The sequence below is a fragment of the Paenibacillus sp. JJ1683 genome, from assembly GCF_053006485.1.
Genome location: NZ_CM129820.1, coordinates 2553348 through 2574412, shown reverse-complemented (window position 1 = coordinate 2574412; position 21065 = coordinate 2553348). Strand labels below are relative to the sequence as shown.

The following is a 21065-nucleotide window of genomic DNA, read 5'->3' as shown; positions in this document are numbered from 1 at the left end:
CGGATACGTCTCATAATCTTGAGAAGCCAGCGCCTGCTGCTGATTCACTCTGATCAGGTCAGCAAAGGTGTCCTCAGCCTGGCTCCGGATTCGGATGGGAATGGTGTTAATGAACAAGCCCACCATATTTTCGATCCCCGGAATATCAGCCGGACGACCCGACACGACACCGCCAAATACGGCATCATCACTACCGTTGTACTTTTGAAGCAGTAAGCCCCAGGCTGTTTGCAGTAATGTATTCGGGGTCACGTGGTACTGCTTGGCTACCATTTCCATGCGTCCTGTCAAATCCTTACCTAGATCGCACAACACATGCTCAAATTGTGCACCGTCCGCTTTCGTGCCGACTTTTCCGGTTGGAATCGACGTTTGTTGATCATAGCCCAGCAAATAATCTTTCCAGTATGAGGCTGCTGCTTCTACATCCTGGGCTTCAAGCCACTCAATATACTGACTGTATGGAGTCACCAGGGCGAGCTTTGGTTCTCTATGTTCTACGGCTGCAAAATAAGCCTCAAACACCTCATCCGTTACCAACGCCACACACCAGCCGTCCATTAGGATGTGATGAGAGCTCCACACAAAGTAATAATCCTCATCACCTGTCCGTAAAATCGCCACGCGCATCAACGCATCCCGGGACAAATCGAATCCGGCTGCCTTGTCCTGGCGAATAAATTCCTGCACATACGCGTCACGTTCCTGATCATCCAAATGACGCAAATCTTCATAGCTGAAACCAACATCCTTGCGCCGGAAAATCACCTGCACGGGCTCATCCTGCCAGCCGCTAATGAAATTAGCTCTAAAGATCTCATGCCGCTGCGCCAAATGATTCAAGCTATCTTGGAAAATATCTGCTTGGAAGCGACCACGCAAGTCAAAGGTCGTTTGTTCAAAATAAGCCCCTGACGCTGCATCCATCAGGCTATGGAACAACATGCCTTTTTGCATCGGTGTCAAGGCATATACATTTTCCAGTTCCCCGATGTCACGAGTCCGCTCTACTAACTGATCCAGCTCGGCCAAGGTTACATGTTTAAGCTTGACATCGCTTGGCGTCAGCTCCTGCTGTTTGCGACCCGCGCAATGTGCGATGATTTCCTGCAGGCTGGTTCTGAGCGCTTCGGCTAGCTGCTCCATCGTTTCCTTGCGATATTCCTGATGGCTGTAGCTGATCGTCAATTGTAATTGACCTTCTGAAATCAGTCCGTTCAGATCCAGTGCGTGCGATCTGGCTGCATATGCGCTAAGCTCGGCACCGCTAGCGTAAGGAGACACGCCAATGGATGGATTTTGCATATCCTGATCAAATTGTCCCAAATAGTTAAAGCTGATTTCAGGTTCGGTTCCAAAACGCCCTTGCTCACATGCTGCGGACAGGTATCTCAACATACCGTAGCCAATACCCTTTTGCGGAATCCGGCGTAGCCCTTCTTTCACCTGTTTGATGCGCTGTGAAAGATCTTGCCCTGCGCTCATATCCAGCACAACCGGGAATTGGGTCGTAAACCAGCCTACCGTGCGCGTAATATCCAGCTCGGGCAGAATGGATTCCCGTCCATGGCCTTCCAGGTTGACGAGCACTCGTTCAATCCCCGCCCAGCGATGAATAGCCAGGCCGAGTGCGGTCAGCAGCAAATCATTCATATCCGTGTTGTAGGCACGATGCGCTTGTTTTAACAGCTGCTCCGTTTCTTGAGCTGTCCACGTGACTGTCATGAGCTCGCTGTCTTTATTCAAGGAATGAGAAGGGGATTCGTCTTTTGGAAGCGGCTCATACACACCCTGCTCCATTTCTTGCCAGAAGGCGAATTCTGCTGCCATTTCTGGACCGTTCGCATAGTGAGACTGTCCCTCAGCCCAGGTACGGAACGAATCCGTTTTGTGCGGAAGACGAGCCGGTTGTCCGTTCAACGCCTGTTCGTAGGCTGTCGTAAGATCCTCGAACAAAATGCGCCAAGAAACGGTATCTACTACTAAGTGATGAATAACCATCAGCAAATGATCTCCATCTGGGCAATGGAACAGCCCCAGCTTCACCAGCGGTCCTTCGCTTAAATGAATCCCCGCCTGAATTTCATTTACTTTGGCCTCGATCGCCGCAGACACTTCCGACTCATGGCTGAAGTCTATGCGTTCCAGCGTATACAGCTCACCCTCGCCAATGGCGCGGTTCCAGGCTTCATACCCGTGTTCGGTAGGACGGAAAACGATCCGCAGTGCATCATGATGACTAACGATGTGATCCATCGCTGTGCGCAGTGCCGCTTCATCAAAACCATCCTTGCTATGCAGCATGATGGACTGGTTGTGATGATGAGCATCCGCCAGGTTTTGCTCAAAGAACCAGTGTTGAACGGGTGTCAGCTTCAAAGCGCCTACCACTTCACTCTGATCCGCCAATCGGGTAACGGATTGGACTTTCAGCGCCAATGCAGACACCGTTGGATGGCTGAACAGGTCTTTCATCTCCAGTCGATAGCCTGCTTGTAGCAAGCGGGACGATACTTGCAGCGCTTTGATCGAATCGCCGCCCAGCTCGAAGAAGTTATCCTGCGTGCCTACGGCCTCCACGCCGAGCACTCCGGCCCATACCGTAGCCAATACTTGTTCCACCTTGGTACGCGGGGCTACATAGGCTGCTCCCGTATGGATGCTGCCTTCCGGTTCCGGCAAGGCCTTACGGTCAATTTTGCCGTTGCTGGTCAGCGGGATCGTCTCCAGTCGCATCAGCCGTGCTGGCACCATGTGCGCTGGCAGTCCGGCTTCCAGCTCTGCTTGTACTTCCTCGATCCGCAGCTCGGTTTCTCCCGTGATGTATCCGCACAAATACTTGTGTCCACGCTCGTCCGTCCGGTCGATGACTACGGCTTGACGCACACCCGGTACCCGCTGGATCGCCGTTTCAATCTCGCCCAGCTCGATCCGATAGCCCCGGATTTTGACTTGATAGTCCATCCGGCCGATAAAGTCTACATTGCCGTCTGGCATCCACCGCGCCAAATCGCCGGTGCGATACAAACGTTCACCCGGTACGTACGGGTTCGCCACGAATTTCTCGGCTGTCAGGTCCGCACGGTTCAGGTACCCCCGTGCGACCCCGATGCCGCCGATGCACAACTCGCCCAGTACACCGATCGGTACCGGATTCAGCTGGCTGTCTACGATGTAGAAGCGTGCGTTCAGCCACGCCTGTCCAATCGGCACATTCCCGCTGCTTGGCAGTTTCGACAGCTCTTCATCGTAGAAGCTGGAGTCAATCGCCGCTTCCGTGACACCATAGCTGTTGATGATGCGGATATCTGCACCAAACCGTTCTTGCAGCACCCGGTAGTCCGTCACGCTGCAGCTATCCGAGCTCGTGATCAGCAGTTCCAGACTGCTCATGTCCAGCCCGTGTTCATGCACATGCTGCATAAACGGTACGATCAAGGCTGGCGTCGATTCGAACACGGTGATTTGATAATCACGAATCCAGCCATACAATCGGCTTGGATCAATGCGGTCGTCTTTCGGACAAACGACCATTGTTCCACCGTTATAAAGCGTCCGCGCAATATCGCCGACGAACACGTCGAAGGAGAAGCTGGCCAGTTGCAGCAGACGTACCGGGAACTGGTTCAGACGGTAATCCCGGCGATAGGCCGCAGCCGTGTTGACCAAGCTGCGATGCTCGATCATGACGCCTTTTGGACGTCCCGTTGTACCGGACGTGTAGATCACATACGCCAGATCGTGCGGCTCGTTGATGTGATCGACGTCTGTGACATCTCCGGTATACAGCGACTCATCGTCTAATGCTAGTACGGTGTGCAGACGCAGCCCTGTTGCTGGCTCGGATGCTGCTTCGCGGTCAGGTGGCGAATCTGATTTCAAGCTTACACCCTCATTGAGGCTGTCTCTTTCCATCGTTTCAGCGCTAACCGCTGTTTCCAACTCACCCTCGGTCTTTCCTTCGCCCAGAGCCCCTTGGCTTTCATTCAGCCATGCTTGCGTGCGCTCCTGCAAACTGGTTTGAGTCAACAGCACCGTCGCACCACTGTCCTCCAGCATGAAACGAATGCGCTCGGACGGATAGTCTGCATCCAGCGGCACATAGGCGCCTCCAGCCTTCCATACCGCTAGTACGCCGACCAGCATGTCTACCGAGCGTTCACTCAGAATGCCGACAATGGATTCGCGTCCAATGCCTTCTTTTCGCAGTCTGCGCGTCAATTGGTTCGCACGCTCGTTCAGCTGGCGGTACGTAAGCTGCTGCTCCTCGTACACCACCGCCACATGATCTGGCACAAGCTGTGCCTGTTCTTCCACATAGGCATGGAATAAGACTTCTGCTTCAGCCGCAACCTCCGATACGCCTACATCTCCAAAACCATAGAGGATTTGTGCCTTCTCCTCGACAGTTACCATATCCAGAGCTGCCAGTGGCTGCTGTGGATGAAGTGTAATCGCACGTACGAGTTCAGTAAAATGCTGTGCCAAGCGTGCGATGGTCTCCGGCTTGTACAGCGCCGTGCTGTATTCCAAACTACACAGAATACCTTCTGGCTGCTCTACGGCATCCAAGGTCAGATCAAATTTGGACGTAGGATTGTCCGTCGGATACGGCTTAAAGGTTAGGCCTTCCAGCTCGAACTCCTGCTGCTCAAATGTTTTCAGCTCAAACATCGTGTCAAACAGCGCATTCCGGCTCGTATCCCGCGTTAAATTCAGCTTTTCAACCAGCTCTTCAAACGGATATTCCTGATGCTCATACGCACGGAGCGCATGCTCTTTGACCTCTTGCAGATAATCCAGGAACGTTTTGTCGCCACACGGATAATTGCGAATCGCCAGCGTGTTGAGGAATACGCCTACCAGGCTCCCCAGTTCCGCATGTGGTCTTCCGGCAATCGGCGTGCCGACGATGATGTCCTCTTGACCCGTGTATTTATGCAAAAGCGTGCTATACGCTGCCAGCAACACCATGTACAAGGTAGAGCCAGTTTGCGCGGCCAGCTGCTTCAGCTGCTCGCTGTCCTCCATACGGATCGCAAACTCAAATCGAGTTCCTTCCAGACGCTGTACAGCAGGTCTTGTAAAATCCGTTGGCATATCCAGCGCCGGGATTTCACCTGACATGGTTTTCAGCCAATAGCTTTCTTGCTCACGAAGGCGTTCACTTTGCATGTCTGCATGCTGCCAAACCGCATAGTCCTTGTACTGAATCCGCAGTGGCGGCAGTTCCTGGCCTTCATACAATTGAGAAAACTCCTGCACGATAATGCCTTCCGTGACGCCATCCGAAATAATATGGTGCATGTCATAGAGCATGACGTGACGCCCCGGTCCATTTTCGATCAACTGAACCCGCAGCAATGGGGCTTGTGCGAGATCAAATGCACGTACAAAGTCCTGTGCGTACTGCGGTGTCTCTTCTTCACTTGCCTGTACATACTCCACGCTGAATGGGGCGCTGGATTCAATCCGCTGAATCACCTCACCATCCACCATCTCGAATCGGGTTCGCAGGGCTTCATGACGGGCAATCAGTTGGCGGAAGGCTTGTTCCAGTCTTTTTTTATCCAAGGAACCTTCGATAATCAAAGCTCCTGGCATGTTGTAGCTAACCTCTCCACCTTCCAGGTGACTCAGAACGTACATCCGTTTTTGCGCCGAGGAAACGGGGTAATATTCGCGCTCCTCTGCCACAGGTATGGATACATACGTTTGCTGGGTCTGATCTTCACCCATCACCTGTACCAATTGCTCAATCGTCGGATATTGGAAAATATCTCGCAAGGCCAGCTTGTGATTCAGCTCCTGATGGATTTTCGCCATCAGGGTAGTAGCGCGCAGCGAATGTCCTCCCACTTCAAAGAAGTTATCCTGGATGCCTATTTGGTGATGATTCAGAACGCTTTGCCAAATACGGACCAACTGCTCTTCCAGTTCTGTGCGCGGCGCAACGTACTCCGTGCCTCCTTCGAGGCGCGCTTCCGGTGCGGGCAACGCTTTGCGGTCGATTTTCCCATTCGGTGTCAGCGGGAAACGATCCAGGGGTACGACGTAGGTCGGGATCATATAGCCCGGCAGTTTGGGCTGCAGTGTGCTGCGCAGCTCCGGCAAATTCAGCGCCTCCGAGGCTACGACATACGCACACAGATCCTTGTCTCCGTCTTCGTTTTCCCAGGCGGTGACGATGGCTTTCTCAATGCCAGCCACAGTCAGCAGCTGCGCTTCCACCTCGCCCAGTTCAATCCGGAAGCCCCGGATTTTGACCTGATCATCCATCCGGCCGATAAAGTCTACATGGCCGTCCGGCATCCACCGCGCCAAGTCGCCGGTACGATACAGTCGTTCACCCGGCATGTACGGGTTCGCTACGAATTTCTCCGCCGTCAAGTCCGCACGGTTCAGGTACCCCCGTGCGACCCCGGCTCCGCCAATGCATAGCTCGCCCAGTACACCAATCGGCACCGGATTCAGCTGGCTGTCCACAATGTAGAAGCGTGCGTTCAGCCACGCCTGACCAATCGGCACATGGCCGCTGCTTGGCAACTTCGACAGTTCTTCGTCGTAGAAGCTGGAGTCAATCGCCGCTTCCGTAACACCGTAGCTGTTGATGATGCGGATCTCCGCACCAAACCGCTCCTGCAGCACTCGGTAGTCTGTCACACTGCAGCTATCAGAGCTCGTGATGAGCAGCTCTAGACTACTCATGTCTAGTGCGTGTTCATGCACATGCTGCATAAACGGTACGATCAAAGCCGGTGTGGATTCGAACACCGTAATTTGATAATCACGAATCCATCCGTGGAGACGGCTAAAATCAATCCGGTCGTCTTTCGGACAGATGACCATCGTTCCCCCGTTATAGAGTGTCCGCGCAATATCGCCGACGAACACGTCGAAGGAGAAGCTGGCCAGTTGTAGCAGTCGTACCGGGAATTCGCTCAGGCGGTAATCCCGACGATAGGCCGCAGCGGTATTCACCAAGCTGCGATGTTCGATCATGACACCTTTTGGACGTCCGGTTGTCCCAGACGTGTAGATCACATACGCCAGATCCTGCGGTTCGTTAATATGATCGACGTCTGTCGTATCTCCGGTGTACAGTGACTCATTGTCCAACGTCAGTACGGTGTGCAGACGCAACCCTGTTGCTGGCTCGGATGCTGCTTCGCGGTCAGGTGGCGAATCTGATTTCAAGCTTACGCCTTCACTCAGGTTGTCCCTTTCCATCATTTCAGCACCAGCTGCTGTTTCCAATTCACCCTCAGTCTGCCCTCCGGCCAAGGCCTGTTGGCTTTCCTCCAGCCATGCCTGGGCACGCTCTTGCAATCCCGTTTGGGTCAACAGTACCGTCGCACCGCTGTCCTCCAGCATGAAACGAATCCGTTCGGATGGATAGTCTGCATCCAGCGGCACATAGGCGCCTCCGGCTTTCCACACCGCCAATACGCCGACCAGCATGTCTACCGAGCGTTCACTCAAAATGCCGACAATGGATTCGCGTTCAATGCCTTCCTTTCGCAATTTACGCGCCAATTGGTTCGCACGCTCGTTCAGTTTGCGGTACGTCAGCTGTTGCTCCTCGTACACCACTGCCACGTGATCTGGTACAAGCTGGGCCTGTTCTTCCACAAAGGCATGGAACAGGGCTCCTGCTTCAACAGCATCAGCACCTAATACCCCCACATTTCCAAATCCATCGATGAGTTGCTCTTTTTCCTCGGCGGTTACCATATTCAAAACTGCCAGTGACTGCTGTGGATGATAGGCAATAGCTCGAATGATTTCCGCAAAATGCTGTGCCAATCGCGTCATGGTCTCCGGCTTGTACAGCGCCGTACTGTATTCCAGACGGCACAGAATACCTTCGGGCTGCTCTATGGTCTCCAAGCTCAGATCAAACTTGGCCGTATGATTGTCCAGTGGATAGGAGCTCAAGGTCAGACCTTCCAGCTCGAACTCCTGCTGCTCTATTGTTTTCAGCTCAAACATCGTGTCAAACAGCGCATTCCGGCTCGTATCCCGCGTTACATTCAGTTTTTCAACCAGTTCTTCAAACGGATAGTCCTGATGCTCATACGCACGGAGCGCATGCTCTTTGACCTCTTGCAGATAATCCAGGAACGACTTGTCGCTGGACGGATAATTGCGCATCGCCAGCGTGTTGATGAATACACCCACCAGATTACTGAGCTCCGCATGCGGTCGTCCGGCAATCGGTGTGCCAACGACGATGTCCTCTTGGCCTGTGTATTTGTGTAAGAGCGTGGTGTACGCCGCCAACAACACCATATACAGAGTAGCGCCGGTTTGTGCCGCCAGTTCTTTCAGGCGTTCACTAACCTCACGCTCTAGTACAAATTCGATCGTATCCCCTGCCGTACTCTGCACCGCTGGGCGGGCAAAGTCAGTAGAGAGATCCAGTACAGGTAGTTCACCTTGGAAGGTGTCAAGCCAGTACGCTTCCTGACGCTGCATCCATTCCTGGTGGGCTTCGCTTTGCTGCCATACGGCATAATCCTTGTACTGAATCCGCAATGGCGCTAGCTCTTCACCGCCATACAAGCGGACAAATTCGTCGGTCAGGACCTCTAGAGACACCCCATCCGAGACGATATGGTGCATGTCAAGCATAAGCAGATGTTGAGCTTCCTGCTCTACTCCCTGAGCGCCCAGATCCACCAAGCCTACCCGCAGCAGCGGCGCAGCTTTGAGATCAAACGGACGAACAAAGCTCCGTACCCGCTGTTGCGCTTCTATGTTGACTCTTGTGTACGTATCTGTAGTTGTGTCCTGATCTGTGTCCGCAGTCGCACCCTCTGCCTGTACCTTCGTATATTCCACCTCGAACGACACAGTGTCCTCAATCCATTGCATTGGCTCACTGTCGATTAGCTCAAAACGGGTACGCAAGGTTGCATGGCGGGCAATCAGTTGACGGAATACGTTCTCTACTCGTTTCACATTCAGCGGACCGCTCACTTGCAGCACCGACGGCATGTTGTAATTCACATCCTGCGGGTCGAACTGATGCAGCACATACAGTCGTTTTTGCGCCGAGGATAACGGATAGAATGTGCGAGTTTCCGTTACCGGAATCGATGCATATGCCACTTGATCCAGCCCCTCCAGCACAGCTGTCAGTTGTTCAATCGTTGGGGCTTCAAAAATACTGCGCAGAGGAAGCGGCTTGTTCAGCTCTTGGTGAATCTTCGAGGCCAGTGTCGTCGCCCGCAGCGAATGTCCGCCAATCTCGAAGAAGTTTTCCTTTACGCCGACCTGCGCCAGGCCCAGCACATCCTGCCAGATTTGCGCCAGCTTCACTTCCACCCACGTCCGCGGTGCGACATAATCGACTCCACTTTGCAGGCTGCCTTCCGGTGCCGGAAATGCCTTGCGGTCAATTTTTCCATTGGGACTCAGCGGCATTTGCTCCAGCTGTACAAAGTACGATGGGACCATGTAGCTTGGCAGCTCTCGGCCCAGCTCACTTCTCAGCTCGCTGGCACGGATTTCTTGCCCGGCGACATAGTACGCCACCATTTGTTTTTGGCCCGTTTCATCCGCACGAGCCATGACCACCGCTTCTCGTACCGATTCCACTTGGAGTAGCTGCGTTTCGACCTCGCCCAGCTCAATCCGGTACCCACGGATTTTCACCTGATGGTCAATCCGGCCTAAGTATTCAATATTGCCGTCCGGCATCCATCTCGCCAAATCACCAGTGCGGTACATCCGTTCGTCTCCTGCTTCCCCGCCAGCAAACGGATCTTTCACAAATTTCTCGGCCGTCAGTTCCGGACGGTTCAGATAGCCTCGGGCTACGCCGACACCGCCGATGCACAGCTCCCCTGCCACCCCAATCGGCTGCAATTGCTCCGTGCCTTCCTTCACGATGTACAGACGGATATTTTGAATCGGTTTTCCGATCGGAATCGCTGCATATTCCTCATCCGGCTCGCAATCGAAGTACGACACGTCCACCGTCGCTTCGGTCGGACCGTACAGGTTGACCAGCTTCGCTCCGGCCAGAGTCAACACGAGCCGCTGGAACCGGGCCACATGCTGTGGCGGCAACGCTTCACCACTGGCAAAGACGTGACGCAGCGTGCCTAGCTTCGCTTGCATTACTTCTCGTGGCTGCTGCTCCACATACTCCAGGAACGCATGCAGCATGGCCGGTACAAAGTGCATCGTGCTCACACCGTCGCGGGCAATCGTGTCCACGATGTCTTCCGGGTTCTTTTCTCCGCCGACCGACAACAGGCTTACTTTCGAGCCGACCATCGACCACCAGAACAGTTCCCACACCGACACATCGAAGGTGAAGGCGGTCTTTTGCAAGATCGTATCTTCCGCACTCAAGCCGTAGCGATTATGCATCCACAAAATCCGGTTCAGCACGGAATGGTGCTCCACCATCACGCCCTTTGGTTTTCCGGTCGAACCGGAGGTATAAATGACATAGGCGACATGGTGCGGTCCAGCCAGTAGCTCCAAATTTGATCCGTCTTCGTGATAAATGTTCTTGCCGTCCTGCTCCTGACGATCCAGCACCAGCACCTGGCCGTCGAAACTCAGCGAGGCTTGCTCCGCCAGATGCACTTGCGTCAGCACCAGCTTCGCGCCCGAGTCCTCCAGCATAAAGCGGATACGATCGGCCGGATATTCCGGATCAATCGGCACATAGGCTCCGCCGGCCTTCAAGATCGCGTAGATGCCTACGATCATGTCCAGTGAACGGTGAACCAGAATGCCCACAGGCTGATCCGGCTGAACCCCTTGCGCACGCAAGGTCCGGGCCAAACGGTTAGCCCGTTCGTTCAGCTCCGCGTAGGTCAACGACTCTGCACCACACAGTACTGCCACTTGCTCCGGTGTATTCGCTGCCTGCTGCTCAAACAGACTGCTTAGCGTCTGGTCCTGCGGATAGGCTGCCGCCGTATCTCCCCACACCTGAACGATCTGTGCCTGCTCTTCCGCTGTCACTAGTTCCAGCTCATTCACACGGATATGCGGATTGTCAATAATTTGCTCGATGACATGCAGTACATGTCCCTGCATCCGCTCGATCGTAGACCGATCGTACACATTCGCGTTGTATCTGAACATGATCCGGAAGGTTTCATCTGGCATCACAATCAAGTCCAGATCATAGTTCGTTTGCTCGACAACCTCTACATTCGTAATGTCAAACGCGGATGGACGAGCTTCACCCAGCTGCTCAACTTGTTCCTCGACCGGATAGTTCTCAAACACCATAATGTGGTTAATCAGATTTTGCTTCTGCTCGGTCAGCGCCTGAATCTCATACAGCGGGAAGCTGTCATAGACGCCTGAAGCCAGCGCTTGCTCCTGCGTTTTGCGCATGATGTCCACAAACGTGGCATTTCGCTCACTTTGAATCCGCACTGGGATGGTATTAATGAACAGGCCGATCATATGCTCTACACCCGGAATATCCGTCGGACGTCCAGATACGACACTGCCGAATACAACATCCTCGTTGTTGTTATATTGTTGCAAAACAAGGCCCCACACGCTCTGCATCAGCGTATTGATCGTGACTTGCTGCTGCTTCGCAATCCGGTACATGGCTTCGCTCCACGTTGGATCCAGCTCTACCGTTATTTTTTCAGAAACATATTTGCTGGTATCGCTTGTTGTCGTAGACAGAACACTTTCGTTGCTATCCGCCACGTGGTCTTTGGATAAAGTATCCGCTCCAGGTAATAACGTCTGCTGTTCAAAGCCAGCCAAATAGCTGCTCCAATACTCTTTTGCCGCACGTTCATCTTGGCGCTCTAGCCATTCGATATATTGGCCATATGGTGTGATCGGAGCAAGCTCTGGCTGTTTCTGCTCCAGCAGCGCAAAGTACGTACCAAACACTTCACCCGTAACGAGCGATAAGCACCAGCCATCCATGACAATGTGATGGAAGCTCCAGACCAAGTGATACGTTTCTTCATCGGTCTGCAACACTTGTACGCGCATCAGCGCATCCGTACCGAGATTAAAACCTCTCGCTTGGTCCTCCTGCTTAAACGCCTGGATATACGCCTGTTGCTCCGCTTTCGGCATTTCGCGTATATCCTTGAAGGAAAGATCGCTATTTTTATGACGGAACACGATTTGCAATGACTCCAGACCGTGTCCTGTCTCAAATTGATGGAAATTCGTCCGCAGCGCTTCATGACGCTGTGTCAGCAGATCCAGACTCTTACGGAAAATAGCAACATCGAAGCTGCCCTTTTGATCAAACGACGCTTGCTGGAAGTATGTGCCTGAGTCCGGCTCCATCAGACTATGGAACAGCATCCCCTTCTGCATGGGAGAGAGAGCATACACATTTTCAAGCTCGCCCACAGAAGCCGTTTGCTCCGTCAATTGCTCCAGCTGCTCCAGTGTCAAGCCTTTGAACAAGACATCGCTTGGCGTTAGCTCACTCCGCTCTTGGGAGGCACAATGCTTGATGACTTCCTGCAAGCTTTCCTGCAATAGCCGGGCAAACTTCTCTACGTTTTGCTGTTGGTATACGTGACTGTCATAACGAATTTCCAGGGTCAGCACGCCTGCTGTAATCATGCCGTTCACATTCAGCGGCTGCTCCAGTACGGTGCGGTCACTCAACGGCTCTCCACCTGGATGTGAAGACAGCGTGATCTCCCCATTTTCCAAGTCCTGATCAAATTGTCCCAAATAGTTAAAGCTGATCTCAGGCTGCAGGCTCCAGGAAGAGGTAGCATCATCCGAAGACATATACTTCAACATACCGTAGCCAATGCCCTTATGCGGTACATGCCGCAGGTCCTCTTTTACCCGTTTGATGCGCTGCCCTACTTCTGATGTTCCATCCACATCCAGCAGCACCGGATACTGACTCGTAAACCAACCCACGGTACGTGTGATGTCGATATCGGGAACAATAGCTTCCCGGCCATGCCCTTCCAGATTGACCAGCACACGCTCCTGACCGCTCCAGTTGTACAATGCGCTGCCGAGTGCAGTTAACAGCAGATCATTGACCTCGGTGTGGTATGCACGATGTGCTTCTTGCAGTAGCAGTCGGGTGTCCTGTTCGCTCCACGCCACGGTTACCGTCTCACTGTCTCTGACCACAAAATGCTGTCCTGCCGCTCTTTCTTGATCCTTAGGTAGCGATGCGACTTCCGCGTGGGCAAGACGCTGCCAATATTCGCGTTCATTGTCGATGGCCGGACTGTTGGCATATTGAGACAAACGCTCTGCCCAAGTGGAGAACGAATCCGTTTTATATGGCAAGCGAATCGCTTCTCCCCGAACGGCCTGCTCATATCCAGTCGCAAAATCCTCAAACACAATCCGCCATGAAATGCCGTCTACAACCAAATGGTGAATGGCAATCAGTAAATGATCTCCATCCATGCAGCGGAAAAGTCCCAACTTCACCAGCGGTCCTTCGTCTAGACGAATGGAGCTTTGAATGGCATTGGCTTTCGTTTCAATGGTTGCTGTCACCTCTGCAATGGTTGGCATATCTGTCAAATCCACAACGTCCAGATGATACAGCTCGCCTTCATTCAAACCGCGATTCCACGCTTCATAGCCCTGTTCGGTCTGACGGAAGACCATACGCAGCGCATCATGATGCTCCGTCAGCTTGGTCATCGTTTGACGCAATGCGTCTAGATTGAAGCCTTCTGCTCGATGCAGCATCACCGACTGGTTAAAATAATGCGGCTCTGCCGAGGCTTGTCCAAAGAACCACTGCTGGATCGGGGTCAGCTTGACGCTGCCTGATATCTCGCCCTGATCGGCCGTACGACTGACCTTCTGTACATGACCACTCAGCAGCGAAATGGACGGATATTGGAACAAATCCTTCATGTCCAGCTTGTAGCCCGCTTGCAGTAAGCGGGACGATACCTGGATCGCTTTGATCGAATCGCCGCCGAGGTCAAAGAAATTATCCAAAATCCCGATTCTCTTCGCTCCTAAGACAGACTGCCAAATCAAAACCAACGTCTGCTCCAGTGCTGTGCGCGGCTCTACATAATCCGCTCCGCTTTGCAGGCTGCCCTCCGGTGTCGGCAGGGCCTTGCGGTCGATTTTTCCGTTCGGTGTCAGCGGCATCTGCTCCAGCTGGATGAAGTATGAAGGCACCATGTAGTTGGGCAGATCCTCACCCAGTAAGCCGCGCAGTTCACTCGCGCTGACGTCTCTTTCAGCGACATAGTACGCCACCAGTTGGTTTTGTCCCTGCTCGTCCGCTTGGGCCAGGACGATGACCTCTTGCACGTCCTCCACTTTCAATATTTGTGCCTCGACCTCGCCCAGTTCGATCCGGTAGCCCCGGATTTTCACCTGATGGTCGATCCGGCCCAAATATTCAATGTTGCCGTCTGGCATCCATCTTGCCAAGTCCCCCGTACGGTACATTCGTTCATAGCCGGCTTCACCGGCTGCAAACGGGTTCGGTACAAATTTCTCCGCCGTCAGTTCTGAACGATCCAGGTAACCACGCGCCAGACCCGGACCAGACACGCACAGCTCACCTGCTACGCCGACCGGAGCCAAATGTCCATGCACATCCAGCATGTACACCCGGTGATTCGGCATAGGACGACCGATGGAAATGAGTTGGCCTGCCCTTTCATCCTCGGATACCGGCCAGATGGACGTTGCCACCGAGTTTTCGGTTGGACCGTAGCCATTGTAGTACGCCACTTGATCCTTCCACTTGTATACCAATTCTGTGGAAGAGGCTGAGCCCGCGGTGAACAAAATACGCAGGTTTGGCATCCGCTCCGGCTCCAGGTACACCGCATAGGTCGGCGGCAAAGCGGCCACCGTAATCCGGTGATCGGCCATATATTGCTCAAACCGCTCGTAGTTCAAAATCGTCTCTGTTGTTGGTACGTATAACGTGGCGCCGCAGAACAGCGCTTGGAAGATTTCCCAGCAAGCTGCATCAAACGAGTAGCTGGCGAACAGCAGCGCATGATCCGACGTACGGATCCGAAGCGTCTGATCAAAATACGTTTTCAGATTGCACAGCCCATGGTGCTCCAGCATCACGCCCTTCGGCTGCCCCGTCGTCCCTGACGTATAAATCACATACGCCAAATCGTTCGAACCGGACCCCGGCTCCAGGTTGGAGCCATCCTCGTGATACACACTTTGTGCTCCATCCAGCACCAGCACTTGACCATCGATAACTGCTTTGTCCACCAGATGGCTTTGTGTCAACAGCAGCTTCGCACCCGAGTCGTCCAGCATATAGCGGATACGCTCTTCCGGGTAGGTTGGATCGATAGGTACATAGGCGCCTCCGGCTTTTAAAATCCCGAAGATCCCCACAAGCATGTCCACCGACCGTTCGGTCATCAGACCCACCAAACGATCCTTCGTCACGCCTTGACTGCGCAAGGTACGGGCCAATTGATTGGCGCGTTCATTCAGCTCGCGATAAGTCAACTGCTCTCCTTCAAAGAATAAGGCTGTCTGCTCCGGTGTCTGCTCCGTTTGCGCCTCGAACAAGCCGTGAATCGTTTGCTCGCTTGGATAGGTTGCCGCTGTATTGCCCCAGACCTCAACGATTTGCTCGCGCTCCTGCACCGTAACCATATCCAGCTCATGTACACGGATGTCTGGATTCGCTGTCACCTGCTCCAGCAGCTGTACCAGATGACCTCGAATGTGCTCTACACTTTCCCGTTCAAAGGCCAGGGCATTATACCCGAAGCTCATGTGAATGGTGTTCCCCGGCAGCACTACCACGTTAAAGTCATAGTTGGTCTGCTCGACGGACTCGGCTCCTGTAATGGTGAAGCTGGCCGCCTCACCGCTACCTAATTGCTCGATTTGTTCCTCGACCGGATAGTTCTCAAAAATAAGAATATGATTAATCAAATCCTGCTTAAGCTCCGACAATCCCTGAATTTCATACAACGGATACGTATCGTAGACATGGGAAGCAATCGATTGCTCCTGGATGTGCTTCATCACGTCAGAGAATACACTGTCCTTATGACTGCGGATACGTACCGGAATCGTATTGATAAACAGACCAATGATGTGCTCCACATTCGGAATGTCTGCCGGACGTCCAGATACCACGCTGCCAAACACGACATCATCGGTGCCATTATATTTTTGCAGCAAAAGGCCCCAAACGGTCTGCATCAACGTATTGATGGTGACCTGATAACGCTTGGCTATACGCTGAATACCAGCGGTTAGCTCTACGCCCAAATCAAAATCCAGACGCTCCGCCTGATACCCTGTTTTGCCCTGAATTTTTGCCTGTGGCAAACGGGACTGCTCCTCATATCCTTCCAGCACCTTGCTCCAGTAGCTGGTTGCGGCCTGACGATCCTGCTGTTCCAGCCATTCGATATATTGACTGTACGGCGTGACAGGGGCCAGTTCCGGTTGTTTATGAGCCAGAATCGCAAAATAACTCGCAAACACTTCGTTTGTCACCAGCGACAAGCACCAGCCGTCCATCACGATATGATGGAAGCTCCATACAAAACGGTACGATTCCTCACCTGTGCGCAACACAGCGACACGCATCAAGGCGTCTTTTGCCAGATCAAAGCCTCTTTGCTTGTCTTTATGTGTAAATTCGAGGATGTACTCGTTTTGCTGCTCTTCCTCCATATCCCGCAGATCCTCAACATACAGTTCACTGCGCTTATTCCGGTACACGACCTGAAGCGGTTCATCCTTCCAGCCACTGTAGAAGTTCGTACGCAGTACCGTATGCCGCTGCACCAAGACATCCAGACTGGCCGCAAATGCAGCAATATTAAAATGCCCTCGCAGATTAAAGGATGCCTGTTCAAAATACGCTCCCGATTGCGAATCCATCAGATTGTAAAAGAGCATCCCCTTTTGCATTGGCGTCAGTACGTATACATTTTCCAGCTCACCGATATGTGCCGCTTGTTCCGCAATCTGCTCCAGCTCTCCCGTCGTCAGACCTTTGAAGGACACATCACTTGGCGTCAGTTCCGGTTTTTCCTGAACGGTGCAATGCGCAATGACCTCTTGCAAAGCGGATTGCAGCAGTCCCGCCACACGCTCCAGCGTTTCTTTACGATACTGCTTACGGCTGTAAGCAATTGTCAAACGCAGTGTGCCTTCCGAGATCATCGCGTTTAAATCCAGCGTGTACGGCAAGCGGGAATGGGCATCCTCTGTCTCCCCTGCATGGTAGGACGACAACGTGATTCCACTGTTTTGCAGATCCTGATCCACCTGCCCCAAGTAGTTAAAGCTGATTTCCGGTTCGGCTGCAATCGCACGGTCATTCGATCTGGACCCAGAGGACAGGTAACGCCAAATGCCATAGGTCAGCCCTTTATGCGGAATCCGGCGCAAGCCTTCCTTGGTTTCTTTAATCCGCTGAGCCAGTGTCATTTCCTTGCTGGTCTCCAGCAGCACTGGATACAAGCTCGTAAACCAGCCTACGGTACGCGTAATATCCACCTCTGGCAGGATCGTTTCCCGACCGTGTCCCTCTAGATTCACCAGCACATGGCCTGCGCCTGTCCAGTTGTGCAGCGCGAGTCCCAGCGCGGTCAGCAGCAAATCATTGACCTCGGTGTTGTAGGCACGATGAGCCTGCTTTAACAGTTGCTGGGTTTCAGCTTCGGTCCACGCTACGGTCAGCACTTCGCTGTCTGCGTTTAAGGAGCCCTCGTAGGCAAAATCCTTAGGCAGCGGCATAGCTTCCGCTTTGGCCTGTTCCAGCTGCTTCCAATAAACTTCATCCGAGGCAGCCTCAGGACGGTTGGCGTAAGAAGATAACTCCTGTGCCCAAGTTTGGAAGGAATCTGTTTTATACGGCAATCGTACGAGCTCACCCTGGATCGCCTGCTCGTAGCCTGTCGAGAAATCTTCGAACAGAATCCGCCACGACACTCCGTCCACCACCAAGTGGTGAATGGCGATCAGCAGATGGTCGCCTTCGGCTGTACGGAACCATCCCAGCTTCACCAACGGTCCTGCGGACAGGTCCATGCTGCTTTGAATTTCCGTTGCCTTCGCTTCCAGCGCTTCCGCATAGTTTTCCTGTTTACGGTAGTCCACTGTTTCCAGCGTATACAGCGTGCCTTCCTCTACAGCCCGTGTCCAAGCCGTATAACCATTGGAAGTCTGACGGAATACCGTACGAAGCGCATCATGATGCTTCACGAGGTGATCCATCACTTGACGAATCGCCGTCTCCTCAAAGCCCTCAGCGCGATAGAGCATGACCGCCTGATTAAAGTGCTGCGGACGCTCGCGCTCCTGCGCAAAGAACCAATGCTGGATCGGAAGTAGCGCCGTTTCCCCGCTCACTTCTTCTTGATCTGCCATACGACGGACCTCATGCATATGCGGTGCCAGGGCTGCAACTGTCGGATATTGGAACAAATCCTTCATGTCCAGCTTATAGCCGGCCTGGAACGCACGGGATGCGATTTGGATGGCTTTGATCGAATCACCGCCCAGATCAAAGAAATTGTCCAAAATACCGACCGTCTGTAGCCCCAGTACGGACTGCCAGACCGCGACCAGCGCGCGTTCTTGCACCGTACGCGGCTCTGCATAGTCGGCTCCGGTTTGCAGGCTGCCTTCCGGTACCGGCAATGCCTTGCGGTCGATTTTGCCATTAGGGCTCAGCGGCATTTGCTCCAGCTGTACAAAGTAGGACGGTACCATGTAGCCTGGCAATTCTCGGCCCAGCTCACTTCTCAGCTCGCTGGCTCCGATTTCTTGCCCCGCAACATAGTAGGCCACCATTTGTTTTTGGCCCGTTTCATCCGTACGAGCCATGACCACCGCTTCTCGTACCGATTCCACTTGGAGCAGCTGCGTTTCGACCTCGCCCAGTTCAATCCGGTACCCCCGGATTTTCACCTGATGGTCGATCCGGCCCAGATACTCAATGTTCCCGTCCGGCATCCATCTCGCCAAATCGCCGGTCCGGTACATCCGTTCGTCTCCTGCTTCCCCGCCAGCAAACGGATCTTTCACAAATTTCTCGGCCGTCAGCTCCGGACGGTTCAGGTAACCGCGGGCTACGCCGACACCACCAATACACAGTTCCCCTGCAACCCCAATCGGCTGCAATTGCTCCGTGCCTTCCTTCACAATGTACAGACGGATATTCTGAATCGGTTTCCCGATCGGAATCATTGCATATTCCTCATCCGGCTCGCAATCAAAGTACGATACGTCCACCGTCGCTTCGGTTGGTCCATACAGGTTGACCAGCTTCGCTCCGGCCAGGCTCGACACGAGCCGCTGGAACCGGGCCACATGCTGTGGCGGCAACGCTTCACCACTGGCAAAGACATGGCGCAGCGTGCCCAGCTTCGCTTGCATTACTTCTCGTGGCTGCTGCTCCACATACTCCAGGAATGCACGCAGCATAGCGGGTACAAAGTGCATTGTAGTCACGCCGTCGCGGGCAATCGTGTCCACGATGTCTTCCGGGTTCTTTTCCCCGCCCACGGACAACAGGCTTACCTTCGAGCCGACCATTGACCACCAGAACAGCTCCCACACCGACACGTCGAAGGTGAAGGCGGTCTTTTGCAGAATCGTATCTTCCGCACTCAAGCCGTAGCGATTATGCATCCACAAAATCCGGTTCAGCACGGAATGGTGCTCCACCATCACGCCCTTCGGTTTTCCCGTGGAGCCAGAGGTATAAATGACATAGGCGACATGGTGCGGTCCAGCCAGGGGCTCTAGATTTGAACTGTCTTCGTGATAGATGTCCTCGCGATCCAGTACCAGCACTTGGCCGTCAAAACTCAGCGAGGCTTGCTCCGCCAGATGCCCTTGCGTCAGCACCAGCTTCGCTCCCGAGTCCTCCAGCATAAAGCGGATACGATCGGCCGGATATTCCGGATCAATCGGCACATAGGCTCCGCCGGCCTTCAGGATCGCGTAGATGCCTACGATCATGTCTAATGAACGGTGGACCAGAATGCCCACAGGCTGATCCGGCTGAACCCCTTGCGCACGCAACGTCCGCGCTAAACGGTTGGCTCGTTCGTTCAGCTCCGCGTAGGTCAACGAATCCGCTCCGCACAACACCGCCACTTGCTCCGGTGTATTCGCTGCCTGCTGCTCGAACAGTGCACTTAGCGTTTGGTCCTGCGGATAAGCTGCCGCTGTATCTCCCCACACCTGAACGATCTGTGCCTGCTCTTCCGCTGTCACCAATGCCAGCTCATTCACACGGATATACGGATTGTCTACGATTTGCCCGATGACGTGGTTGATATGACCATAGATACGCTCCATTGCAGACCGGTTATACACCAGCGCATTGTACTCAAGCAGAATAGAGATATCTTCATCAGGCACGACAATCAGGTTAAAATTGTAGTTGGTTTGCTCTGTAAGTTCCACATTAGCAATGGAGAAGCCTGTGTGTGCGTCCGCTTCGCCGGAACCGCCCATCTGCTTCATCTGCTGTCCGATGGGATAGTTTTCAAAGACCATGATGTGATTGATCAGGTCTTGTTTTTGTTCAGTCCGTGCCTGAATGTCGTAGAGCGGGAACGTGTCATAGACACTGGAGGCCAAAGCCTGTTCCTGTGTACGCTGCAATACGTCAGCAAATGTAGCATCCGTTGCACTGCATATGCGTACCGGAATCGTGTTGATAAACAAACCAATCATGCTCTCCACACCTGGAATTTCTGCCGGACGACCGGATACCACACTACCAAACACAACATCCTGATGATTATTGTATTTCTGTAAAATAACGCCCCAAACGCTTTGCAGCAATGTGTTAATCGTGACATGCTGTTGTTTGGCCATTTGGTTTAATGCGGCACTTCGCTCTTTACCCAACACAAATGGTAGCTTTTCCAAAACATAGCCGGGATTCGAACTTTGACCGCTTCTGTCTGAATCTTTGTCCCACTCTGCTTCAGAAGCCTGCGAGTTCTCACTAGGCAACAAGGTTTGCTGCTCAAAACCTGCCAAGTAGTCACTCCAATAACGGGTCGCTTCCTGTGCATCTTGGTGTTCCAACCATTCGATATAGTCACTATACGGCTTGACAG

1 protein-coding gene (only partly in view) is annotated in these 21065 nt (G+C 53.3%); it reads right to left on the bottom strand.

All 21065 nt of this window come from inside a single coding sequence — locus tag ACUC6J_RS11225, non-ribosomal peptide synthase/polyketide synthase (protein WP_447250205.1), on the bottom strand. Of the gene's 42381 coding nucleotides, 14554 precede the window and 6762 follow it; the stretch shown corresponds to coding positions 14555-35619 — codons 4852 (partial) to 11873 (complete); reading right to left, the first codon wholly in view occupies positions 21061 to 21063. Both the start codon and the stop codon lie outside the window.